The organism is Collinsella bouchesdurhonensis (genome assembly GCF_900155365.1).
GTDB lineage: Bacteria > Actinomycetota > Coriobacteriia > Coriobacteriales > Coriobacteriaceae > Collinsella > Collinsella bouchesdurhonensis.
In genome coordinates, this window is the sequence record NZ_LT699742.1 from 160,611 (window position 1) to 183,428 (window position 22,818).

Sequence of the window (22,818 nt, forward strand, 5' to 3'; positions counted from 1 at the left end):
GAGTTTGAGCGCGCATGCTGGCATTAAACGAGAATTAGCAGTGCTGGGACCGAGATAGGGGCCTTGCAAGAATAGGGCCCAAAGGGAATCTGCCTAGGATTGGCTGTAGATCGAGGCTCGGCGTTGTTTTAGCACGACGGCACCGCAGCTGCGGTTTAGCGCGTCGCCCAGAGCGGTGCCGCCACTGCAGAGTGTCCCATCGAAAAAGGACTGCCTGCGGGCCCCCTTATTCTCAAGTATATGCAGAAGGTACTGGGCGGCTTGATGATCATGCCGGCGGTTATCGCTGCCAGCGTCAATACTATCTGGCCGGAAGCTCTTCGGATTGGCGGTCCCACTACGGGCTCGTTCTCCACCGGCGCTATGACCACCATCGGCATCGAGCGCTTCGATTTAATGGCTCCTTAGAAGAGATGAACTGTATCGATAAGGCGGAATGCATACCGGTACAATATCCGCTCACGGATAAAAATACACCGTTCATGCGCTTTAGTTTGCTACGAAATAGCACCTCTATTTCAAATCAATTACGAAGAAAAATAGCAATCTACCAGCAGGAGTAATGCTGAAGAAACAGTTTGGTAAGCATTTAGAATTAAACCGGAACAATTTGACAATAAGTACCGCTGAGAATAGATTCTCACTTGTAATCAGCCTGGGCAAACAGGTTCGGGCACGGCGATTGTCGAAGGAGAATCAGCGTGGACAAAGAGACCAAAATCGTGCTTCTCACGCATGGCGGATGGGGTTCGAATCTTGTTTCGAGCATCGAGATGATTGCGGGCAAGATCGAGTGCGTGCATGAAATCGCCCTCAAGCCGGCCTACACGCTTCCGGAGTACATGACGATGGTTCGCGAGTACACCGATACCATCTCTTCGGATTCGATTATCATGGTCGATCTGTTTGGCGGTACGCCCTCCAACGTGGCGGCGGCGATTGGCAATCAGACCGGCATGCACGTGTTTGCCGGACTCAATGCTCCCATGTTGCTCGAGGCATGCCTGGAGCTGCAAAACACGGGTTCGCTTGATTACGACGCGATCCTTAACGCAGGTAGCGCTGCCTGCATGGATGTTGTGGCAACCGTAAAGAAAAACATGTAAGGAAAGGGGGAAAGAGCATGGGTAATCTCGTTCTTACGCGTATCGACTCGCGCCTTATTCACGGTCAGGTCATGACTAAATGGGTTAATCAGGTGCAGGCGAACAAGATCATCGTTGTGAGCGACGAGCTCGCGAACGATGAGTTCATGAGGAGCATCTACCTCATGTCGGCGCCGGCGGGCATCGAGGTCGTCTGTCTCACCGAGGCACAGGCTGTCGAGGAGTACCAGAAGGACGTTTTTGGCAACGGCAACGTATTGTTGCTGCTTCCGAGCCTTGCTGCACTGAAGAACATCTACGACGCTGGCGTCAAGGTAACGTCTGCGCAGGTGGGCGGCCTTGGCGGCGGTCCTGAGCGCAAGGTCGTGTTCCAAAACATCACGCTTGATGATGCTGATGCCGAGATTTTGGAGCACCTGGCTGGCGATGGCATGGACATCATCTTCCAGACCATCCCCGAGGACGCACCGCAGAAGGTCGACTCGATTCTTAAGAAATATCGCGCTTAGCAACGTTATGAATCACTGTTTTAGGAGGTCAGCATGAGTACTCTCGGTATTGCCATTTGCATGGGCATCTATTACTGGATTGCCCGCCTGCGTTTTGGCTACACCATTTCTAGTGCCCTGCTCCAGCCCGCGACGATCGGCGTGTTCGTCGGTCTGATTACCGGCCAGATGGTCACCGCTATGGAGATCGGCGCTGCTTTGCAGCTCGTCTACCTGGGTGTTACGTCCACCCCTGGCGGCAATGTTCCTAACGATCCCGCTCTTGCCGGCTGCATCGCCATCCCCCTGGGCGTCATGTCCGGCATGTCCCCCGAGCTCGCCGTTGCCCTGGCTGTGCCCTTCGGCATCATTGGCGTGTTCGTTGACCAGCTGCGTCGTACCACCAACGCCTTCTGGGTTCACCTGGCAGACAAGTATGCCGAGGACGCCAACACCGCTGGCATCTATCGCTGCGCTTACCTGTATCCGGCGCTCATGGGCTTCGTGATCCGCTTCCCGTTCGTCTTCGCTATCGACTTTTTGGGTGCCGATTGGGCACAGGGCCTCATCAACGCCCTTCCCGCTGTCCTCACCCATTCCTTCGAGGTCATGGGCGGCATCCTTCCCGCCCTCGGCTTTGCCCTGACCATCATGGTTATCGGCAAGAAGGAGCTCATCCCCTTCTTCTTCCTGGGCTACTTTGCCGTTGCTTACCTGGGCATCCCTGTCATGGGTATGGCTATCTTCGGCCTGATCATCGCTCTCGTGCTCCGCATGATCATGTTCCCCGAGGCTGCTAACGCAAAGGTGACCGCTACCTCCGAGGAAGACGTGAAGGAAAAGAGCGGCCTTCTCAACAAGCAGGATGTTACCAAGTCGTTCTGGCTGTACTACTTTGGCTGCGAGGAGTCCAACTCCTACGAGCGTCTGCAGAGCCTTGTGTACTGCGCTTCCATGATTCCCTGCCTGAAGAAGCTCTATCCCAAGAAGGAGGACCTGTCCGAGGCTCTCAAGCGTCACCTGGCCTTCTTTAACACCGAGGGTACGCTTGGCGGCGTGATCCAGGGCATCTCCATCGCCATGGAGGAAGAGGCTGCAACCGAGGGCACCGTTCCTGGCTCCGCCATCACCTCCATCAAGACCGGCCTCATGGGCCCCATTGCAGGCATGGGCGACGGTATCGTTTGGGCTGTTGTTATGCCCATCATCTACGGCGTCTTCATCCCGTATGCTTCCCAGGGCAGCGCTCTTGGCGGCATCATGCCCCTGATTCTGTGGCCTGGCATTACGATCTTCATCCAGTACTTCATGACGCATCGTGGCTACAAGCTTGGCCGCCAGTCCATCACCGGCATCCTTCAGTCCGGCATGATGCAGTCCATCATCTTTGCTGCTAACGTGCTTGGTCTGATCATGATGGGCGCCCTTTCCAGCTCCTACATCGCGATCAGCACTCCGTTCCAGATCACCATGGGCGCTGGCAACACCCTCGTGTTCCAGGAAATCCTGGACGCTGTCGTCCCCGGTATCCTGCCGCTCGTGGCTGTGTTCGGCATCTACTTCTACATGCAGAAGAAGGGCCCGCGCTACAACGTCATCCTGCTGTCGATTATCGTCATCAGTGTTGTGTGCGCTCTCCTTGGCATCCTCTAATAGCCAATCTGGCGCCAACGCCGCTGGCAGCGCAAGGCTCCTCTTGGCGCTGCCAGCGGCTTTACTGTATCTATGGATTCATTGATATATGAGAGGATTGACCTTGAGCATCTATCAAAACATCGGTTTGAAGCGTGTAGTCAACGCATCTGGTCGCGTGACCAAGCTTGGCGTTTCGACCATTAGCGACAAGGTTGCTGCAGCTGCGGTTGAGGGTGCAAGCTCCTATGTTGTGATCGACGACCTTATTGATCGCGCGGGCGAGCTGATCGCGGAGCATACCGGAGCCGAGGGCGCTTGCGTGACGTCTTGCGCTTCGGCGGCGCTGGCTCTGTCCATCGCCGGCTTGGTGACGCGCGGTCAGTGGACCGCAGTCTACAAGCTTCCCGATCCCTGCGGGGCGCCAAACGAGGTGGTTCTTCAGAAGGGCCATTCGATCGACTTTGGCGCGCCCATCCAGACCATGATTCGTCTTGGCGGCGGTTGCCCTGTCGAGTGTGGCCAGGCAAACGAGGTACACCCCGAGGATATCGAGGAGGCCATCACCGATAAAACCGTATGCCTGCTCTACGTGAAGAGCCACCATTGCGTGCAAAAGGGCATGGTTGATATCGAGACGATGCGTGACATCGCTCACGTCCATAACCTCCCCTTTGTGATGGACTGCGCCGCCGAGGAGGATTTCCGCAAGTACATCGCCCTGGGCGCCGATATCGTTTGCTACTCGGGCGCAAAGGCGCTTGAGGCTACGACCTCGGGATTTATGTGCGGCAAGCGCGAGTATGCCGAATGGGCAAAGCGCCAATATCACGGTGTGGGACGCGCCATGAAAGTGGGCAAGGAGCAGATCATGGGTCTTCTTGCCGCGCTCGATCAGTACGAGGCGCGCGATCATGCCGCCGAAGTTGAGGTCAACGTGGCGAAGATCGATTGGCTTGTCAACGAGATTAATCAGATTCGCGGTTTGCATGCTGAGAAGATTCAGGACGAGGCGGGACGTGCGATTTTCCGCTGTCGCATCACGTTCGATTCCGAGGCCCCTGCGGGGCTCACCATGGAGCAGGTCAACGAGAAACTTGTTTCGGGCGATCCGATTGTGTGGGCTCGTACGGAGTTTTTGAACCTTGGGAAGATCGATTTCGACCCGCGTCCGATGCTCGAGGGCGATAAGGAACTTATTGTCGAAGTGCTCAAACAGATTATGGAGGGCTAAATTATGCCGATTAACTACTACAACGACCGTGTTTGCCTGAATGTTCTGGGCGGATCGCTGCAGAATGCCGCCGATATCTACAAGGCTGCCGAGAGCCATGTTGAAGTTGGCGTTCTTACCGCCGATTACGAGACTGTCGAGGCTGCTATCGAGGACATGAGCAAGTACATGGATGTCCTTGAGGGCAATCTTTCGGTTGGTCTGGGTGGCGGCAATCCCAATCAGTGGCGCGCCGTGGCCGAGGTCGCAAAGGAGATCAAGGCCAATCACTTCAACCAGGCCTTCTGCGCTGTCTCTGCCACCCGTGCAAACGTGGGTAACGATGAGTGCCACATTAACGCCATGGTTGGCCCTTCCGGAACTCCCGGTCTGGTTAAGATCTCGACGGGTCCGCTTTCCCGCGAGTGTGCCGAGCCCGCGCTGGTTCCCGCCGATACTCTGATCGCCATCGTGAAGGAGATGGGCGGCAACTCGCTCAAGTTCTTCCCCATGGGCGGCCTCAAGGTCAAAGAGGAGCTCAAGGCGGTTTCCGAGGCTTGTGCACGCCAGGACTTCATCTTGGAGCCGACGGGCGGCATCGACCTGGAGAACTTCGAGGAGATTATGCATATCATCCTGGACGCCGGTGTGCCTAAGGTGATCCCGCATGTCTATAGCTCGATTATCGATAAGGCTACGGGCAATACGCGCATCGAGGATGTTGAGCGTCTCCTTGCTATGGTCAAGGCTATGGTGTAGGCATCGTTAGTGCAGTAATACGGTGTAGATGTTCCCATGGCGGGGTCTTATCGTAAAAATTGGCCCTTGCCTGTGGGAATATAATTCTAGAATGCATTGAGTCGGGTTCCGATACGCTTGGGATCCGATTCGACTTACTTGACATGTCTAGCATGGTGGTTTGAGGGTTAGTGGCAAAATACAAGGACATCGTTAAAGATATCGAGGGCTGTATTCGAAGAGGTGATCTGCAGCCTTACGATCAGCTGCCTACGGTTGTAGAGATGACCAAGGCGTATCACGTGAGCCGCACGACAATCGAGCAGGTTATGGATGAACTCGAGAAGCGCGGTCTCGTTTCGCGCAAGCGCGGATCGGGCGTATACGTGAAGAAAGTTGCGACGCAGTCCTTCGACAAGCCGCTCAACACCATTTCCCTCACCGACGATATCGATGTCAATCTTGCCAAGCACCCGAGCTGCACGGTCCACGAGTTCACCGTGGTCAAACCCGATGAGCACGTGCGCCACGAGCTTGGCTTGCATGAGTTTAGCTTTACGTTCTATATCGAACGCTCGCATCTGCATAACGGGCAGGCAATTGATGTGCAGTACCTCTATTATCCGGTCGAGATTTTTAGGGATATTCGCCTGACGTCTGCCGAGACATCTATTCGTCAATGGATTGATGAGAATTACGATGTCACGCCCGATAGCTTCCATAAGACGCTACGAGCGGTGACGGCGTCGGAGCACGAGTGCGAGATCTTGGATATTCCCGAGGGTTCGCCCCTGCTTGAGGTCGAGCAGATCGGCTATCTGGATGATGGCCGTCCTTTCGAGAGCCTGGTAGCCCGATTCCCCGGAGACCGCTCTGAGTATCAGACCATCGACTCCGATTCATTGCCCGTTTAATTTGCTCGTTTTCAACGTGCCCAGCACAACGAAGGCCTCCCTGTTCATGCGAACGGGGAGGCCTTCAAGCGTTACTGCGTTTTCGATGCAGGTTATCGCGCGTCGCTGCCGCCTGCGGCGAGTTTCTTTTCGATCTTGCCCACAAAGTGGATCAGCGGGATGGTGACGACCAAGTAATAAAGCGCGGCGCAGATGTAGGGTGTGATGTTGCCCGTGGTTGCCGTGAGGTTCTTGGAGAACATCATCAGCTCCATGACGCCCACGCTCGAAAGGAGCGAGGTGTCCTTATAGAGCATGACAAACTCGCTGGTCATGGTGGGTATCACGCGGCGGATGGACTGCGGGATGATAATGAGTCCCATGGTTTGGAACCAGTTCATGCCCAGCGCGGTTGCAGCCTCGTGCTGGCCCTTGCTGATAGATTCGATGCCCGCGCGGAAGATTTCGGCAAGATAGGCCGAGCAGTTGATGGCGAGCACGGCCACGCCGAGCGGCAGGTTGGGCAAGTTGAGGCCAATCATCGGCAGGCCAAAGAAAGCGATGTAAATCTGTAAGAAGAGCGGCGTTCCGCGCAGGAAGTTGATGTAGCAGATGGCAATGCCACGCAGGTAGCGACGGCGGCTCATCTTCATAAAGGCAAAGAGCAAACCGACGGGGATGGCAAGCGGGAAGCCGATGGCGGTGACGAGCAGTGCGATGCCCCAGCCTTGGAAAAGCGAAGCAATCGACGTCACCACATACTGCGGCTTGAAGAACATGCCCAGGAAGGGGTTGGCATTCCATGCGTCGACCCAGGCTTGGTCATCGAGCCAGCGGACGATATTTTGCACAACCGTGCTCTCGGTTACGGCGATGGTGGGGCTGGTGGGAAGATCTCGCTTGCCTCCATCGGCAAGCTCATAGGTGCCGTCAACGGCATAGGCGCCAGCAGAGCTGGGGAACACGACGCCCTCGACTTCGATGCGCACGTTGCTGCCGGCGGCTAGGGGCGCGGCGAAAGAAATTACCAGGTTCGATTTCTCAACTTTGGCCGTCGCCTCGACATCGGTGCGGTCAAGACCGTTGAGCACGGTTACCGTAGCGCTGGAGTCTTCGAATGAGCCTCCTTCGGGCAAGGCGAGCGTGACCTTGCTGACGCTCTCCTCGGTGCCGGTTGTCGCTTCCCAGGTCAGGCGCGTGGCAATGCCGCCAAGCACATTGGTGCCACCATCTTCGTTGGAGCGTGCGGTGGCTTTTGTAACCTGCAACGTGGATGAGGAACCCCCGCTCGCACCGGCATTGCCGTCGGCGTCGGTAGCGGAAGTCCCATCGCTGCTGCTGGGCGTAGAGCCAAAGAACTTTTCGTACAGCTCATCGTATTCGCCGGATTCCTTGAGCTCGGCCAACGCCTGGTTGATGGCAGCGGTGAGCTTGGGGTTGTCCTTAGACACCGCGATGCCAAACTGCTCTCCGGTGGGAATCTCTTTGATGATGGTCATGTTGGTAAAGGAGCTCTTGACCATCCATTGCTCGACGGGAAGGTCGCAGATGACCGCCTGGCACTGGTCACTCATCACGGCGGTGAACGCGGCGGTCCAGTCGTCGAAGGTCACGACTGTTGCACGGGGCAGATTTTCGGTCGCCCATTCCTCGGATGTGGTGCCGGACTGCGCGGCGATTTTCACACCCTCGACATTGAGGCTGTCGAGCGAGTCGTACTGGGAACCCGTGACCGTGGCGATGCCCTGGTTCGAATCCATATAGGGATCGGTGAAGTCGATTTCTTTTTTACGCGCGTCGTTGATCGTGATGTTGCAGGCGCCTACATCGGTCTTCACGCCCTGTTTGACCATCGGGATGATGTTGTCGAACTTCTGGGCGGGAAGGTAGTTGAGCTCGAGGCCCAGCTTGTTGGCGATCTTACCCATCAGCTCGAAGGTGAATCCCTGGTCGTTGCCCGAGTCGTCCACGTACTCGAACGGCGGGGTGGCGAGGTCGCTCGCGACGGTGAGCTTGCCGTCCTCGACAAGGCTATAGCCTTCCGTGTCCGTGGCCGAACTGGAGCTGCTGCTCGGCTTGGTGCCAAAGTATTTCTCGTAGAGTTCGTCGTAGCGGCCGTCGGCGCGAATCTGCTTAAGGGCAGCGTTGATAGCGGCGGTGAGCTCGGGGTTGTCCTTGGAAACCGCGATGCCAAACTGCTCGCCGGTGGGAACTTCCTCGATGATTTCCATATCTGTGAACGAACTGTTGACCATCCACTGCTCGACGGGAAGGTCGCACACAACCGCCTGGCACTGGCCGCTCATCACGGCGGTGAAGGCGGCGGTCCAGTCATCGAAGTTGACGGTGGTTGCGCGGGGCAGATTTTCTTGCGCCCATTCCTCGGAGGTGGTGCCCGACTGGACAGCGATTTTTACGCCAGCGGCATTGAGCGAATCGGTATCGGCGTAGCCCGAGTTCTTAGCGACGGCGACGCCCTGGTTGGAATCCATGTAGGGGTCGGTGAAGTCGACCTCTTTCTTGCGCGCGTCGTTGATGGTGATGTTGCATGCCGAGACGTCGGTCTTCACGGCTTGCTTGGCCATCGGGATGATGTTGTCGAACTTCTGGGCGGGCAGGTAGTTGAGCTCGAGCCCCATCTCCTGGGCAATCATATCCATGAGCTCCACAGTAAAGCCCTGGTCGTTGCCCGAGTCGTCCACGTACTCGAACGGCGGGGTGGCGAGGTCGCTCGCGACGGTGAGCTTGCCGTTCTCGACAAGTTTGTAGCTGCCTCCTTGCGCAGATCCGCTTGATGACGCGGCACCGCAGCCGGTAAGAGCGAGCGCTACGGCGATAAGCGATGCCAAGCATAAAGCAAGAGACGTGCGGCGGGCAGATTGGGCAAAACGGTAAAGTGTGCGCATATGGTTCTTTCTGCCGATTGAGTGGATGAGGTGCGTTTGTGCAGGCAAAAAGCATAACACTTGGATGTCTTGACCCCGATTCCTCCATGCGTCTTTATATAACAATTTATAATGCAGGTGCGTTTGATTTATACGGGGCGCTTTTGCCCGCCGGGATAAGGAGAGCCAATCTATGCAAGAAACCACGCAGACCGCGCATGCCCTGGGTGCGCTTGTCGAAGCGCTCAGAGTTGCCAATGTCTTTGTTCGCGCCGACGATTATGATGCCGATGCACGTATCGAATTCGCTACCGACAACTCCCAGCTGAGCCGCGCGGCTACGCTTTTTGTTTGCAAGGGCGCAAGCTTTAAGCGCGAGTATCTACTGCAGGCGATTGAGACGGGAGCCGTTGCCTACGTTTCCGAAATCGATTACGGGGTCGATATTCCCTGCATCATCGTCAGCGATATCCGCCGTACGCTGGGCTGCCTGGCAGACATGGCCTACGGCCACCCCAGCGGAAAGGTTGGGGTGTGTGCCTTCACGGGTACCAAGGGCAAGACCACAAGCGCTTACTATCTCAAGGGCGTGCTCGACGCGCATGCGCGCCTTGCGGGTTGCCATACATCGGCTCTGTTTTCGAGCGTCGAGTTTGACGATGGCGTCGAATCGGGCATTTCCAAGCTCACGACGCCCGAGTCCTTTGAGCTCGAGCGTCGGCTTTCGAATGCGGTTGTAAGTGGCTGCGAGCACGTGATCATGGAGGCCTCGAGCCAGGCACTCAAGTATGAGCGCACCTATGGCGTCGACTTTGCAGTGGGGGCGTTTACCAATATCGGCGAGGACCATATTTCGCCCATCGAGCATCCAACATTTGAGGACTACTTTGCCTCTAAGCTCAAGATCTTCAAGCAGAGCCGTGCGGCTGTGGTCAATTTGGATATGGACCACGTGGACAAGGTGCTCGAGGCGGCTCACGTTTGCGAGCGCGTAGTGACGTACTCGCTTTCCAATACCGATGCCGACGTCTATACCACGAACCTCGTCCATGGCCCTCGCGGTATCGTTGCTTCGGTGGTGACCCCGCGCTTTTCGCGCGACGTGCTGGTGCCTACGCCCGTTAAGTTCAATATCTCCAATGTGCTTGGTGCTATCGCCTGCGCCGAGGCCTTGGGCATTGAGGAAGAGGCTATCGTTCGCGGTTTCGAGCAGGTTCGCGTTCCCGGCCGTATGGAGATGTATCCCACCGAGTCTGGAACCATTGTGGGCGTAGTCGACTTTGCGCACAACGGTATGAGTCTCGAAACCATGCTTCGCGACCTGCGCGAGAACTACCCCGATCGCGAGCTTGCCGTGGCGTTTGGCGCTACGGGCGGCAAAGGTGTCGACCGTCGCGAGACCATGGGCATAGCTGCGGGTAAGTACGCCGATCGCATCGTGATTACCGAGGACGATCCGGGTCCCGAGGACGCGCAGGATATCTGCCAGGCCATCGCTCATTTTGTGGAAGAGCAGGGCAACCATAATTGGCAGATCGTAGTCGATCGCGAGCAGGCTATTCGCACGCTGGTGCGCGAGACCACGCGCCCGGCAGTGGTAATCGTGACGGGCAAGGGTTGCGAGACGCGCATGCTGCGCAAGAATGGCCCGGAACCCTGCCGCGCCGATGGCCCCACGTTGCAGGAGGCGCTCGAAGCATTTGAGGCGGGTAATCCTTTGTAAGAGCTTGAGTGCCGGGGGATTTACTCAACCATACGTACACCAAGAAAAGAGGGGCAGCCATGACAACCGATTCTGCCAAGGTCTATTTCACCAACTTGCGCACCTATGGCCGCGAAAGCCAGCTCGATAAACTCAAGCGCCTGATGTATCGCGCGGGAATCGACCAGATTGATTTTGAGAATAAGTTTGTTGCCATCAAGATTCACTTTGGCGAGCTGGGAAACCTCAGCTTCTTGCGTCCCAACTACGCGCGCGCCGTTGCCGACGTCGTCAAGGAGTTGGGTGGCAAGCCCTTCCTCACCGACTGCAATACGCTGTACGTGGGCAGTCGCAAAAACGCCCTTGAGCATATCGACACCGCATATCAAAACGGCTTCACGCCGTATGCAACCGGCTGCCAGGTGATCATTGCAGATGGTATCAAAGGTACCGACGAGACGCTTGTGCCGGTCAAGAACGGTGAATACGTAAAAGAGGCCAAGATCGGCCATGCGCTCATGGATGCCGATATCGTGATTAGCCTTACGCATTTTAAGGGTCATGAGCAGGCTGGCTTCGGTGGGGCTATGAAGAACATCGGCATGGGAGGGGGCTCTCGTGCGGGCAAGATGGAGCAGCACGCTGCCGGCAAGCCCAGTGTCAATGTCGAGCGCTGCATCGGCTGCCACGCGTGTGAAAAGATCTGCGCGCACGGCGCCTTTAGTTTCGACGAAGTGCGCGAACATACCACGGCAAGCGGAAAGACCCGCGAGGTTCACGTGGCAACCATCGACCATGATCGCTGCGTGGGCTGCGGCCGCTGCATCGGCGTGTGCAATCAGGATGCGATTTGTCCCGATTGCAGTGCAGCCGCCGATGTGCTCAACTGCAAGATTGCCGAGTATACGCAGGCCATTGTGCAGGACCGTCCGAGCTTCCATATTTCGCTTGCAATGGATATTAGCCCCAACTGCGACTGCCATCCTGAAAACGATACGCCGATCATTAACGACATCGGCATGTTTGCGAGCTTCGACCCCGTGGCCATAGACCAGGCTTGTGCCGACGCGGCAATGGCTCAGACCCCGCTTCCTAACACCGTGCTTACTGAGAGCGCGGAGAAGATGGGGCATAAACACGAGCACCTGCACGGTGATCAAGCTTGTGATCCCTTCTGCATCGCGCACCCCGATACCGATTGGCGTACCTGCATCGCTCACGCCGAAAAGATCGGTCTCGGTACCAGCAAATATGAGCTCATCGAGGTCAAATAGTAAAACTGGCCCGGCATCAGATGGGGGATGGGCGCAAATGCGTCTATCCCCCATCTTGCGCTATGTGGCAAAACAGCAGGATATGCGTGTAGAACTCGCGCGTTTACCTGCCGTTTGCTATAGTATTGAGAACTATTTCCTTGGAGGACGCATCTACTATGTCTGATACAAGCGGCAGTCCTAAGCCGCGGCCCGATACCGCGGCGATTCCGCACTACACCCTGGGCGAGGAGATCATGAACTCCGTCACCCATGGTGTTGGATGCCTGCTGGGCATTGCCGGCTTGGTGCTTTTGATCGTCAAGGCCGCTTTGGGCGGTGCGCACCCGGCCTCGTTGGTTGCTGCCATCGTTTACGGCGTCTCCATCATCCTCGAGTATCTTGCATCGACGCTGTACCACGCTATTCAGCCGCGAGCTGCCAAGCGCGTGTTCCGCATTATCGATCACAGCTGCATCTACCTGCTCATCGCGGGCAGCTATACGCCGTTTTGCCTCATTACACTCGAGAACGATGGCGGTATCGTGCTCTTCGTTATCGTGTGGGTCTTGGCATTTGCGGGAATTGCGTTTGAGGCCATCATGCGCGAGCGTCAGCCTCGCTGGCTCACGGGCGTGATCTACCTGGTCATGGGATGGCTCGTGGCGTTTCGTCTGCCGCAGTTGGTTGGCTTGCTCGAGCCGCTCGCGCTGGCTCTGCTCGCCATTGGCGGCGTTTGCTACACCATCGGCGTTCCGTTTTACATTGCCAAGAAGATTCGTTATATGCACAGCGTATTTCACCTGTGGGTCCTTGCCGGCAGCATTTTCCAGTTTATGGCGGTGATCCTCTTCGTGATCTGATAGCGCCTGCGGCTCACTGCCGTTTGCTGTTTACCGTTCCCACCCCCTTGGAGGTTTGAAACCGTCCCTATGGACATAACCATCAGCATTATCACCACGCTGCTTCTTACAATCGTGAACGGCTTCTTCTCGATGTCCGAGATGGCGCTGACCACGGCAAAACGTACGGTGCTCGAGCACGAGGCGGAGCAGGGCGACCGTCGTGCTGCCAAGGCCGCAGAGCTCGCCGCTGATTCCGATGAATTCTTGGCGACCATTCAGGTTGCTATCACGCTCGTGGGTTTTGCGTCTTCGGCTGTTGCCTCGACGAGTCTTTCCGACCCTTTGGCACACTGGCTCAGCGGGTTTGGCATCGCTCCGCTCACCGCTATCGCGCGGGGTCTTGCGCCGGTGCTCATCACTATCGTTGTATCTTTTATCTCGGTTGTTGTCGGCGAGCTTGTGCCCAAGCGCATTGGCCTTGCTAACGCCGAGGGCGTGTCCAAGCAGGTTGTGGGACCGCTCTCTGTTTTCCAAAAGATCGCCCGTCCTGCCGTGTGGCTCACCGGAGCCTGCGCCGACGGCCTCGCACGCCTGCTGCGCATCAAGAGCGCCGACGATCGCCAAAACGTCTCCGAAGAGGAAATCAAATACATGATCAACGAGCAGGACACGCTGCTCGATGAGGAAAAGCGCATCATCCACGAGGTTTTTGACCTGGGCGACTCGGTTGCCCGCGAGGTTATGGTCCCGCGTGTCGATATCACCATGTGCGAGGATACCGACAAGGTGGAAGAGGTCATGGCGGTTATGCGCCGTACGGGATTCTCCCGCCTTCCGATTTTCCACGAGGATCAGGATAACGTGGTGGGTATCGCCCATATTAAGGACCTTCTTGCGCCCATGACGTCAGGCGATGAGGACGATCGCGTTAAAAAATACATGCGCGATGCGACATTTGTTCCCGATACCAAAGATATCTTGCCGCTGCTTTCCGAGATGCAAAACGCGCACGAGCAGATTGTTGTGGTGGTGGACGAATACGGCGGTACCGCCGGCATCATCACTATCGAGGATATCGTCGAGGAGATTGTGGGCGAGATCGAGGACGAGTTCGATCCGGACAATAAGTACCTCACGCGCCTTTCGCGTCGCGAGTGGCTGGTGGATGGCCGTTTTCCGTGCGATGACGCGGTTGACCTGGGCTGGCCTATCGAGGAGAGCGACGACTACGAGACGGTTGCCGGATGGATTTTGGATCTGTGCGATTCTGTTCCGGATATCGGCGAGGTCTTTGAAGTTAGCGGGTACAAGTTTAAAGTTCAATCAATGCGCGGTCAGCGCATCTCGCTGATTCGCGTGACAGCACCTGCGCCTGACGAGCCTGCTCCTCAAAATGAGGAAGCACAAGTTACCGAGCACGAGTAGGAGGAGCGGCATATGTCTGAGCTGTTCAATATAGAGAAGATCATGGTGGGCGCCGAGAAGCTTACGGCGCGCATTGCCGTGAACGAGGGCTTGCCGACCATGACTTCGGAAGATATCGAGGCGACTGCGCGCGTCTACTATCTTGCTCCCGAGATTGCCCATCACTTGTGCCTGGGTGATGCAGGCCGTGAGTTTCAGGATTGCATGCATGAGACCGAGGTTGCCCACCTGCTGGAGCACCTGAGTGTCGAGATCATGCGCGAGACCGGTCTTGCCGGTGACATCTCCTGCGGCCGTACGCGTCGCGTTTCGGGTGAGGACCGCACGTTTGAGGTTGAGCTTTCCTGCCCCGACGACACTTTGACGATCGGCGCTCTTTCGTCTGCCACATTCATGATGGACTGGGCGTTTTTGCATGGCAATGCCCCCGCCCCCGATTTCCCGGGCACCGTTGCGGCGCTTCGCAATTTGGTTCTTACTGTGCGTGGCGAGCAGCCGGATGCATCTGAGGCGAAGGACGAAAGCGAGGTCCCTGCGGTTATCGACACCGAGGGAGTTGCGCCGGACGCCTCCTCTGCACATGTGGACGCCGTGTTTGGTGGGGCTGCTGCCGAGGGATCTTGCGCCTCGCATGAGGACGTGGACCCAACGCCTCTCGGCTAGGCGTCGCTAATAGCCGATCGGTCACATTGTCGCGCCCAAGCGACAGGTGGGTATAATGGAACAACATTCGATGGAGTCTCTCCTTGGGAGGAAACGACATGGGTAAAGCATTTAACTTCGCAGCGGGCGCTTTCTTCGGTGCTGCCGCAGGCACGATTGCCGGCATCATGCTCGCTCCGCGCTCTGGCGCCGAGACGCGCGCGATGGCAGCCGATATTGCCAACGACGCGTGGGATAACGCCCGCGACGCCTACGAGCAGGGCGTTGACCAGGCTCGTACTGCCGCAACCGATTTCGGCCCCATGGTTGACGCCAAGACCGATGAGCTTCGCGCCAAGGTCGATCTTGCTCGTGAGCGCATGGACCAGCTGCGCGAGCAGCTCAACGATGCTATTGCCGGCGGTACGGTGACCCCTGCTGCCGACGTGGTTGTCGAGACGGTTGAGGATGAACCCGCCGTCGATACCGAGGCAGCTTCCGAGGCATAAATGCTGGTAGCTGATATCCAGGGAAAGCGTATCTATCGCATTCCCGCACCTGATAAACGGCTGGATAAAAACGGTGCACCCAAAGAGCCCAAAAAGCTCGGAAGGGTGCACTTTCCCGTGTTTACGCCCAATGGGACACGCGTTGTTGGCTTTATGATCAAGTTGCCCGATATCGTGGGCATGGTCAAACAACCCGATAAGTTTGTTCCCCTCGATGCCCTCGAGATGTATGAAGGCGTGCCGTGCGTGGTCGACACAAAAGAGAATTTCGATGCGCCGGCTGCAAAGCGACTGGGTATCGACCTCGATCGTTGCCTTATTTGGACAGGCATGGACGTGCGTACCAAATCGGGCAAGTCCGTTGGGTATTGCGCAGAGGCCGCCTTTGATTCAAAGACCGGTGAGGTTGACCATTTCCAGCTTACGGGCGGTATGGCTTCGAGTGCGCTTCTGGGTGATATCCAGATGCCGGCGTCTTACCTCAAGGGGTATCGTGACGGCGCGATGATTGTGGCCGACGAGGTTCTCGACCTTAGCTTCTCCGGCGGCGCTGCGGCGCATGCCGCCGAGGCGAGCGTGGCTGTGTCTACCAAGGTCAAGGCGGGGGCAAAGGTTCTGGACGACAAGGGCTCGGTTGCCCTCGATCGGGGCTCGAAGGCATTGGGCAAACAGTTGGGCCGCACCAAGGGCATGTTTAAATCGTTCGCAGCCGAATATAAGAAGGCAGCGGGCACACCGGCAAAAAAGAAGCGCGCAAAGTAACGTCGATCGCGGATCGCGAAAGAAGGGGAGGGGATACGCATTGCCTCAATACACCACGTCCTACTCCACGCATAAAAAACGACCCACCTATCGGCATGCGCCCGTAGGTCAGCAGCTTCCGTCTTCGGCACGTCGCCGTGCTAAGAAGCCGGGGGCTACGTATCTGCACCATACACAGGGATTTGGACGCAGCAATCGACGCCGCAACATGCGTCCCAACAAGCGCAACCCATACGCATTTATTGCAGTGGGCTGTGCGTTCCTGCTGTTTGTTGCCGCTGTTATCGGCTACACCAATCGCACGGTCGACGTGGAGCTCAATGGTTCGACGGTTCAAGTGCGTATCAATTCGACGATCGAGCAGCTCATCGATAGCCAGAACATCGAGGTTCGCGCTGGCAATTTGCTGGCGGTGGACGATTCTGTGCTCACCAAGCGCGGCGGCGAGAAGATTTCGGTCAAACTGGGCAAGAAACAGATCGAGAACAGCAAGCTTTCTTCGATTAAGCTTACTGGCGGCGAGAAACTTACCATCGCAAATGGTCGCGACACGTACGAGGAGCACGATATCAAGGCGACCACCATCCAACCGACCATTTCCTTTGAGGGGTCGGGAGCCATCCAGTACGTGAAAACTTGGGGCGAGGCTGGTCGTAGTGAGGTTTGGACCGGTAAGACTTCTGGCAAGACGCAAGACCGTGGCGCGGTGAAAAAGCCGGTAAATGCCGTGGTGGCTTGCGCATCGGTTAAACCAAAGTCCGGAAAGTACGTGGCCCTTACCTTTAACAGTGCGCCGAGCAAATATACCGATCAGATTCTCGAGGTTCTTAAAGAGAAAGGCGTTACCGCAACCTTTTTCTTGAGTTCGGATAACGCTTCTACCTATGCGGGCAAGGCGCGCGCTATCGCGGATGCTGGTTGTGAAGTGGGCCTGTATGCCTCATTGGGCGACAAGACGGGCGATTCGCTTCGCAATGCCTTGGCAAAGGGGCTCGACGCAGTGAGTTCTGCAACGGGTACCAAGACGGCTCTTGTTCGTTCGGCCGATGGCCGCATGAGCGAAGAGCAGTGGGCGACGACTATGGATCTGATGGGCGCTGCCGTGTCTTGGAGCTTTGACTCGGGCGATTGGCTGCGTCCGGGTGTCGACAGCGTTGTCGAGACCGTTACCGGCTCGGTTTCGAATGGCAACATCGTGTCCATGACGGATAACGATGAGACGTCGGCCCAGACTGTCGAGGCGCTGCCGCAGATTATCGATAAGCTTTTGGCAGATGGTTATACGTTCGTGACGCTTGACGACCTGATTGCCACCGACAAAGACCTCAAGGGTGCAATCGACCTGTCGCAGGCATCGATGCCCGAGGGCGCCACCCTTCCCGCGCTGCCTGCGCAGTCCGATGATGATGCGGATGCGACGACCGAATAGACCATCCGCATCGTGTGGTGCCTTTCCGTACTGTTAGATGACGAATTTGTAACTGTCGTGCCAACCTATGCGCTGCTACACTCATGCCAAAAAAGCATGATGGGGCGTTTGACATGGTAAGGGCGAGGCAACATGACCCAGGATATTCGGGGACAAAAGCATACCGATAAGAGCGGGGCGCCTCAGGCGAAGCCGCAGATGCATCATGGACCCGCGGCTCCGTCTTGGCCGCATGCGTCGGGCCATGAACCCCGGCGCTATAAAGCGGCGGGCACCGCTCGCGTATACGGCGTTCCCGGCAAATCTACGCAAACGCATCGGAAAGATGCGGGCGCCTCTAGGCCGGCGAAGCTTCATGTGCCCTTGCCCGTTGGTAGCTCGAAAGCAAGCGCCGTTGCCTCTCTCAAGAAATCGAAGTTTACGGTTTCCTCGGGCGGTCACACCGACCGCAGCCGTATTCCCCTCGTCGTGCTTTGCGTCCTTGTGGTCTTGATTGGCGCCGGAGTGGGCTGGATGTGGTTTCTTCGTCCCGTGCACATTACAGTAAATGACCAGGCAAAACAGGTCCGCATCGGAACGTCGCTCGACAAGTACCTAGCCGACAACAACTACTTTGATGCGCAGCCGGGCAAACTGCTTTCGGTGGGTGGAAACGTGATTGACGAGCGCGGGGGCGATCGCTGCGCGGTGAGCTTGAACGGCCGGGAGGTCAAACTCTCCGATGCCTCTTCGCTCAAACTTGAGGATGGAAATACCGTCACGGTGGGCAATGGCGCGGATGCGACAGAAGAGCACTCCGAGGAGACGGTGACGATGGCTCCCGGCATCCAGATGGAGAAGGGCGGGGCTATTCAGTTTGTCTCCCAATGGGGAAAAGCCGGGAAAAAGAAGGTGTGGCACGGTAAGACTTCCGGCGAGACGGTGGATAAGGAAGTGGTGCAGGAGGCAACCGATATGAAGATCGCTTCGCTCACGCCCAAGCCTTCTGATGGCGGTAAATACATCGCCTTGACTTTTGACGATGGTCCTTCGTCCTATACTCAGCAAATTCTCGACATCCTGGCGCAAAAGGGTGTGCATGCCACTTTCTACAACCTTGGTAATCAGGCGGGCAAAAGCCCTTCTCTCACAAAAGCCGTGCTTGACGGGGGTCATGAGCTGGCAAGCCATACTAATCAACATCAAAATCTTCCAACGCTGGGCAAAGATGATCTTCGTTCCGAGATCACGAGCGCATTTGATGTTCTCGAGAAGGCTTCGGGCAAACGCCAGCAGATGATTCGCGCACCTTATGGAGCATTCACGGATACGGAATGGGCGCGCTCGGCAGATCTGATTAGCTGCAACGTGCTGTGGAACATCGATACGCTGGACTGGAAGCGCCCAGGCGCCGCTGCCATTACCGATATGGTCCTTTCCCATGCGTTCAATGGGTCTATCGTGCTCATGCACGACGGCGGGGGTGACCGTTCCCAGGATATCGAGGCGCTGCCCCATATCATCGATAAACTCAAGGCGCAAGGCTATACGTTCCTTACGGTCTCGGAGCTCATGGCAAAAGACGGCCGTTTCCCTAAGGACGTGGTGAAGGGGACGGTTTCGATGCCCAAAGATGCTGTCTTGCCCGAAAAATAACAAGCTGGGTTTTGTTATGCGCGCGTTATCGTTTGGTATAGCGCACGTCTGTATGAAAGAATGTTGCTTCCCGGTGCATTTTGGATGCTATAGTTAGAGCGCTCATGGCCTTTTGCCGGTGCGAAATGTCCTTCTTGGCGAAGGTCCTTTTGTGCCTGGCGGCATGCCATGAATTTGATCGTAGGGTTAGAAGAAAGGCAACAGGTGAAATCTAAACCCCGACCACACAGTAGCTAACCCCTGCGAGTGCTCTTTGGTAGCTGGGCTGCACAGAAGACGCGCGCATGGGGTGACTTGCGCCGCACTTTAGCGTATGGCCGACAGCTGCATATATGCATCATCCGTTCCCTGGGCGTTTTGCGCCGTAAGGACCGAACAAGCATAGGAGCACTATGAACTATCTCTCCGAAATGCTCAAACTGCCCGTTATCGACTCGACGGGTGAAAAAATGGGTGTCGTCAACGACCTGGGCATCGCCACGGGCGAGGTCTTCCCACGCGTTACGTCGTTGGCCTTCCAGGGCCCGTCCAAGACGCCCTTCATGATCTCTTGGCGTAAATACGTCGACCATTTTGACGATGACGGCGTGTATCTCAAATATCCCTCGACCGACATTCGCTTCTCCTACTTGCAGCCCGATGAGGTGCTGTTGGCGCGCGACATCATGAACAAACAGATCGTGGACACGCAGGGCATGAAGGTCGTGCGCGTAAACGATATCAAGCTTTCCGCTTCGGGCGAAAACCAGCTGCGTTTGCTGGGCGCCGAAGTGGGGGCTCGCGGACTGCTGCGAGCATTGCATCCCGCCATCGAGCGCGCGGTTTCTGCTGTGGCAAAGGCCTTGGGCAAGCCGCTGCCCGAGGATATCATTGCCTGGTCGTATATGGATCTGCTGGAGCGCAGTACACAGCAGATAAAGCTCTCCGTTTCGCATAAGACTCTTGGCGAGCTGCACCCGGCAGATATCGCCGACATTATCGAGCAGCTCGACCCGCGCCTGCGCAGCCAGGTTTTTGCACAGCTCGATACGTCTCAGGCTGCCGAGGCCATTACAGAGCTTGATGACGACGAGCTGGTTGCCGAGATGCTCGAGGGTCTTTCCGATCGCGATGCATCCTCGATGCTCGCCATGATGGACCCGGACGACGCTGCCGCCTTGATTGACGAGCTGGATTACGAGAAGGCCGAAAAGCTTCTGCGCTTGATGGGCGTCAAGGAGGAGAAGGCCATTCGAACCCTTTTGGGTTACGAGGACGATACCGCCGGCCGTATCATGACCTCCGAGTTCGTGGCGCTTCCCGGAACGGCCACCGTGGCCGATGCCGTCAATGCCCTTAAGCGCTTGGATGAAGACTTCGAGAGCGTCTACTACCTGTACACTACCGATGCCGACGGTGTTCTTTCCGGCGTTCTTTCCATGCGCGCCTTGGTGATTGCCGAGTCGGATGAGCTTTTGCGCGACCTTGCCTATCGCGACGTGGTTTATGTCGAGCCCGATCGCGACCAGGAGGAAGTAGCCGAGGAGATGTCAAAGTACAACCTTGCTGCCATTCCTGTTTGCGATGAGAATCGTCACATCTTGGGCATCGTCACCGTTGACGATGCAATGGACGTCATGACCGAGGAGCACCAGGAAGACCTGCAGATCGCCGGTGTTTCTGCCAGTGGTGAAAACACGACGGGCGAGACCTCGCATGCCATAGCGTGGTTTGTGCAGCGCCAGTACTGGATTGTGGTGTGGGCTGTGTGCTCCGTCATCATGGCCTCGGTGCTCAATACCCTTTGCGATAACTCGATGCTGTTTATTTTCCCCATGTGCGCGATGCCGGTGGTGCTTCTCGCTGCGACGCGTATGGTTGCGTTTGTGAAGAACTTCTTCCTCGAAAACGACGACGGCGATGACGAGAAACGCCCCTACCTGTGGTTCTGGCTGCAAAACACGGTGACTGGCTTAATCCTTGCCCTGGTCGTGTATCTGTGCGGCCAGCTTGTTGCCACCGCGGCGTTCACCGATATCACGGTCTGGAAGGCACAGCTGTTCATTTCGTGCTTTAACGTTGCCGCACTCGTGACGCTGCTTTCGTCCATGAGCTCTGTTATCTATCTCAAGGTGCTGTATTGGTGCGATGAGCACGATAAGGCCGTTTCGGGCACGGCGATGCAGCTTACTTCGGTGCTTATCTCAGCAGTTCTTTTCTCTGCGCTTGCCGTACTGGCGATAGTTAGCATCATGGGGGCGTAATGCGCGAAGAGACCAAGAAAAAACTAACGCTGGCGGCCATCCTGGGCGCTATGGGCCCAGGCCTGCTCGCGGCGCTTTCTGGCAATGATGCTGGCGGTATCGCTACCTATTCCAGCGCGGGCGCATCGTATGGCTACCAGATGCTTTGGATGCTTCCTGTGATGACGATTCTGTTGATCGTAACGCAAGAGACGGCCGCGCGTTGCGGATGCGTGACCGGCAAGGGTTTGGCATCCCTTATTCGCGAACGCTTTGGCGTGCGCAAGAGCGTGCTCGCAATGGCCGCCCTGCTGATTGCAAACACCGCTGTCACCATTTCTGAGTTCGCGGGTATCGCGAGCGGTCTTGCTCTATTTGGTATTCCTGCGAGTATCTCGGTGCCGCTGGTCGCCCTTCTTATCTGGCTGCTTACCATGTCGGGCAGTTTTCAGCGCATCGAGAAGATTTTGCTGTTGGTGAGCTGCGTCTTCATTGCCTATGTGGTGGCCGCCTTTATGGCTGGCCCCAACTGGGGCGAGGTTGCCTATGCGACGGTCGTGCCTTCTGTTTCGAGTGATCCCTCGTATGTCTCGCTCGTGGTGGCAACGATCGGTACCACTATCGCCCCGTGGATGATCTTTCTGGCGCAGAGCAATGTTGTTGACAAGCACGCTACTGAGGAAGATTTGACTCTTCAACGCATCGATGCCGTGAGCGGTTCTGTCACAGCAGACATCATTGCTTGGTTCATCATCATCACGACGGGAACCGTGCTGTTCCCGGCGGGCATCAAGATCGCCGACGCGGCGGACGCGGCGCTCGCCCTCGAGCCTATTGCCGGCGAGTTTTCGACGGTACTGTTTGCTTCGGGCCTCGTTGCTGCGAGCTTCCTTGCAGCATGCGTGCTGCCGGGCGTCACCTCAAGCGCCATTTGCGAGGCATTTGGCTGGGAGCGCGGTGCCGACCGCACCTGGGAGGAGGCGCCGGTCTATCGAGGTCTTATTACCGGTATCGTCGCGGTATCTGCGGTGCTCGTTCTGCTGCCGGGCGTCGACCTGTTCCAGATTATGATGATCTCGCAGGTGATCAACGGCGTGCTGCTTCCTGTCGTGCTGGTATTTTTGGTATTTATCGCACAGGACAAGCACATCATGGGGCGTTATCGCAACGGTCGTGCATGGAACGCTCTTACCTGGGCGGCTATTGGCATTATTACGGTGCTCACGGTGGTTATGTTTGTGCTCCAGGCACTTGGATATTGACGCGCGAGCTTTCGAATTCATAAGTTTGATGCAACGCGGCAGGGGATACCCTGCCGCGTTTTGCTATTTTCGTATGCTTACGGAGACTTTCGCAACGTTTATCGATAATAAGGTTGTTATCTGCACTTCTCTCTTATACTAGACAAGATGCAAAAAATACCCAGTTGAGAAACGTTG

At 56.7% G+C, this 22,818-nt stretch carries 19 protein-coding genes; 18 read left to right on the forward strand and 1 reads right to left on the reverse strand.

Features of this window, described 5'->3' with window-relative positions; all coding sequences use genetic code 11:
* Positions 1-240 precede the first annotated feature (240 nt).
* From BQ9843_RS05680 to BQ9843_RS05710, 7 genes are all read left to right on the forward strand, one after another.
* Positions 241-408, forward strand: a complete 168-nt coding sequence (locus BQ9843_RS05680; RefSeq protein ID WP_083647945.1) for a 2-keto-3-deoxygluconate permease — start codon at positions 241-243, stop codon at positions 406-408.
* A 293-nt stretch (positions 409-701) separates the two neighbouring features.
* The gene (locus tag BQ9843_RS05685; RefSeq protein WP_195906625.1) at positions 702-1,106 is read left to right on the forward strand and encodes a PTS sugar transporter subunit IIA; all 405 of its coding nucleotides are present in this window, start codon (positions 702-704) and stop codon (positions 1,104-1,106) included.
* Positions 1,107-1,123: 17 nt separating this feature from the next.
* A complete protein-coding gene (locus BQ9843_RS05690; RefSeq protein WP_075844239.1) occupies positions 1,124-1,615 on the forward strand; it encodes a PTS sugar transporter subunit IIB in 492 nt (163 codons plus the stop codon).
* Between the two features lie 33 nt (positions 1,616-1,648).
* On the forward strand, positions 1,649-3,247 hold the full coding sequence (locus BQ9843_RS08870; protein WP_083647946.1) for a PTS system mannose/fructose/sorbose family transporter subunit IID: 1,599 nt from the start codon (positions 1,649-1,651) through the stop codon (positions 3,245-3,247).
* Positions 3,248-3,350: 103 nt separating this feature from the next.
* Positions 3,351-4,460 (forward strand): DgaE family pyridoxal phosphate-dependent ammonia lyase, encoded by a 1,110-nt coding sequence (locus tag BQ9843_RS05700; protein ID WP_075844240.1) that lies wholly within the window; start codon positions 3,351-3,353, stop codon positions 4,458-4,460.
* Positions 4,461-4,463: 3 nt separating this feature from the next.
* On the forward strand, positions 4,464-5,198 hold the full coding sequence (dagF, locus tag BQ9843_RS05705) for a 2-dehydro-3-deoxy-phosphogluconate aldolase (protein WP_075844241.1): 735 nt from the start codon (positions 4,464-4,466) through the stop codon (positions 5,196-5,198).
* 170 nt (positions 5,199-5,368) lie between these two features.
* On the forward strand, positions 5,369-6,091 hold the full coding sequence (locus tag BQ9843_RS05710) for a GntR family transcriptional regulator (protein WP_075844242.1): 723 nt from the start codon (positions 5,369-5,371) through the stop codon (positions 6,089-6,091).
* 92 nt (positions 6,092-6,183) lie between these two features.
* On the opposite strand, the gene BQ9843_RS05715 is transcribed toward BQ9843_RS05710, so the two are convergent.
* Positions 6,184-8,976 carry an ABC transporter substrate-binding protein/permease gene (locus tag BQ9843_RS05715; protein ID WP_230205615.1) on the reverse strand — a complete coding sequence of 931 codons (2,793 nt, stop codon included), beginning with the start codon at positions 8,974-8,976 and terminating at the stop codon, positions 6,184-6,186.
* A 172-nt stretch (positions 8,977-9,148) separates the two neighbouring features.
* Between BQ9843_RS05715 and BQ9843_RS05720 the strand changes: the two genes are divergently transcribed.
* The 11 genes from BQ9843_RS05720 to BQ9843_RS05770 all read left to right on the forward strand — a co-directional run bounded on the left by BQ9843_RS05720 (position 9,149) and on the right by BQ9843_RS05770 (position 22,641).
* Complete coding sequence (locus tag BQ9843_RS05720) at positions 9,149-10,678, forward strand: Mur ligase family protein (protein ID WP_075844243.1); 1,530 nt, start codon at positions 9,149-9,151, stop codon at positions 10,676-10,678.
* A gap of 59 nt (positions 10,679-10,737) precedes the next feature.
* Positions 10,738-11,931, forward strand: coding sequence for a DUF362 domain-containing protein (locus BQ9843_RS05725; protein WP_075844244.1), 1,194 nt, complete (start codon positions 10,738-10,740; stop codon positions 11,929-11,931).
* Between the two features lie 158 nt (positions 11,932-12,089).
* Positions 12,090-12,773 (forward strand): PAQR family membrane homeostasis protein TrhA, encoded by a 684-nt coding sequence (gene trhA / locus BQ9843_RS05730; RefSeq protein ID WP_195906626.1) that lies wholly within the window; start codon positions 12,090-12,092, stop codon positions 12,771-12,773.
* A gap of 69 nt (positions 12,774-12,842) precedes the next feature.
* Positions 12,843-14,180: a hemolysin family protein gene (locus BQ9843_RS05735; RefSeq protein WP_075844245.1), complete on the forward strand. Its 1,338-nt coding sequence runs from the start codon at positions 12,843-12,845 to the stop codon at positions 14,178-14,180.
* Between the two features lie 12 nt (positions 14,181-14,192).
* Positions 14,193-14,843: a cyanophycin synthetase family protein gene (locus BQ9843_RS05740; protein WP_075844246.1), complete on the forward strand. Its 651-nt coding sequence runs from the start codon at positions 14,193-14,195 to the stop codon at positions 14,841-14,843.
* 98 nt (positions 14,844-14,941) lie between these two features.
* Positions 14,942-15,331 carry a YtxH domain-containing protein gene (locus BQ9843_RS05745; protein WP_075844247.1) on the forward strand — a complete coding sequence of 130 codons (390 nt, stop codon included), beginning with the start codon at positions 14,942-14,944 and terminating at the stop codon, positions 15,329-15,331.
* Positions 15,332-16,093 (forward strand): hypothetical protein, encoded by a 762-nt coding sequence (locus BQ9843_RS05750; RefSeq protein ID WP_075844248.1) that lies wholly within the window; start codon positions 15,332-15,334, stop codon positions 16,091-16,093.
* 40 nt (positions 16,094-16,133) lie between these two features.
* Complete coding sequence (locus BQ9843_RS05755) at positions 16,134-17,522, forward strand: polysaccharide deacetylase family protein (RefSeq protein WP_075844249.1); 1,389 nt, start codon at positions 16,134-16,136, stop codon at positions 17,520-17,522.
* Positions 17,523-17,885: 363 nt separating this feature from the next.
* On the forward strand, positions 17,886-19,157 hold the full coding sequence (locus BQ9843_RS05760; RefSeq protein WP_230205616.1) for a polysaccharide deacetylase family protein: 1,272 nt from the start codon (positions 17,886-17,888) through the stop codon (positions 19,155-19,157).
* Positions 19,158-19,549: 392 nt separating this feature from the next.
* Positions 19,550-21,400, forward strand: a complete 1,851-nt coding sequence (locus BQ9843_RS05765) for a magnesium transporter (protein ID WP_075844251.1) — start codon at positions 19,550-19,552, stop codon at positions 21,398-21,400.
* Positions 21,400-22,641 (forward strand): Nramp family divalent metal transporter, encoded by a 1,242-nt coding sequence (locus BQ9843_RS05770; protein ID WP_022387235.1) that lies wholly within the window; start codon positions 21,400-21,402, stop codon positions 22,639-22,641. The genes BQ9843_RS05765 and BQ9843_RS05770 overlap by 1 nt, the downstream gene beginning before the upstream one ends.
* The last annotated feature ends 177 nt before the right edge of the window (positions 22,642-22,818 follow it).

Excerpts from the sequence above, each read along its gene's own strand:
- BQ9843_RS05680 (WP_083647945.1), top strand. The coding sequence starts at position 241 with ATGCAGAAGGTACTGGGCGGCTTGATGATCATGCCGGCGGTTATCGCT.
- BQ9843_RS05690 (WP_075844239.1), top strand. The coding sequence starts at position 1,124 with ATGGGTAATCTCGTTCTTACGCGTATCGACTCGCGCCTTATTCACGGT.
- BQ9843_RS08870 (WP_083647946.1), top strand. The coding sequence starts at position 1,649 with ATGAGTACTCTCGGTATTGCCATTTGCATGGGCATCTATTACTGGATT.
- dagF (WP_075844241.1), top strand. The coding sequence starts at position 4,464 with ATGCCGATTAACTACTACAACGACCGTGTTTGCCTGAATGTTCTGGGC.
- BQ9843_RS05715 (WP_230205615.1), bottom strand. The coding sequence starts at position 8,976 with ATGCGCACACTTTACCGTTTTGCCCAATCTGCCCGCCGCACGTCTCTT.
- BQ9843_RS05720 (WP_075844243.1), top strand. The coding sequence starts at position 9,149 with ATGCAAGAAACCACGCAGACCGCGCATGCCCTGGGTGCGCTTGTCGAA.
- BQ9843_RS05725 (WP_075844244.1), top strand. The coding sequence starts at position 10,738 with ATGACAACCGATTCTGCCAAGGTCTATTTCACCAACTTGCGCACCTAT.
- trhA (WP_195906626.1), top strand. The coding sequence starts at position 12,090 with ATGTCTGATACAAGCGGCAGTCCTAAGCCGCGGCCCGATACCGCGGCG.
- BQ9843_RS05735 (WP_075844245.1), top strand. The coding sequence starts at position 12,843 with ATGGACATAACCATCAGCATTATCACCACGCTGCTTCTTACAATCGTG.
- BQ9843_RS05740 (WP_075844246.1), top strand. The coding sequence starts at position 14,193 with ATGTCTGAGCTGTTCAATATAGAGAAGATCATGGTGGGCGCCGAGAAG.
- BQ9843_RS05745 (WP_075844247.1), top strand. The coding sequence starts at position 14,942 with ATGGGTAAAGCATTTAACTTCGCAGCGGGCGCTTTCTTCGGTGCTGCC.
- BQ9843_RS05750 (WP_075844248.1), top strand. The coding sequence starts at position 15,332 with ATGCTGGTAGCTGATATCCAGGGAAAGCGTATCTATCGCATTCCCGCA.
- BQ9843_RS05765 (WP_075844251.1), top strand. The coding sequence starts at position 19,550 with ATGAACTATCTCTCCGAAATGCTCAAACTGCCCGTTATCGACTCGACG.
- BQ9843_RS05770 (WP_022387235.1), top strand. The coding sequence starts at position 21,400 with ATGCGCGAAGAGACCAAGAAAAAACTAACGCTGGCGGCCATCCTGGGC.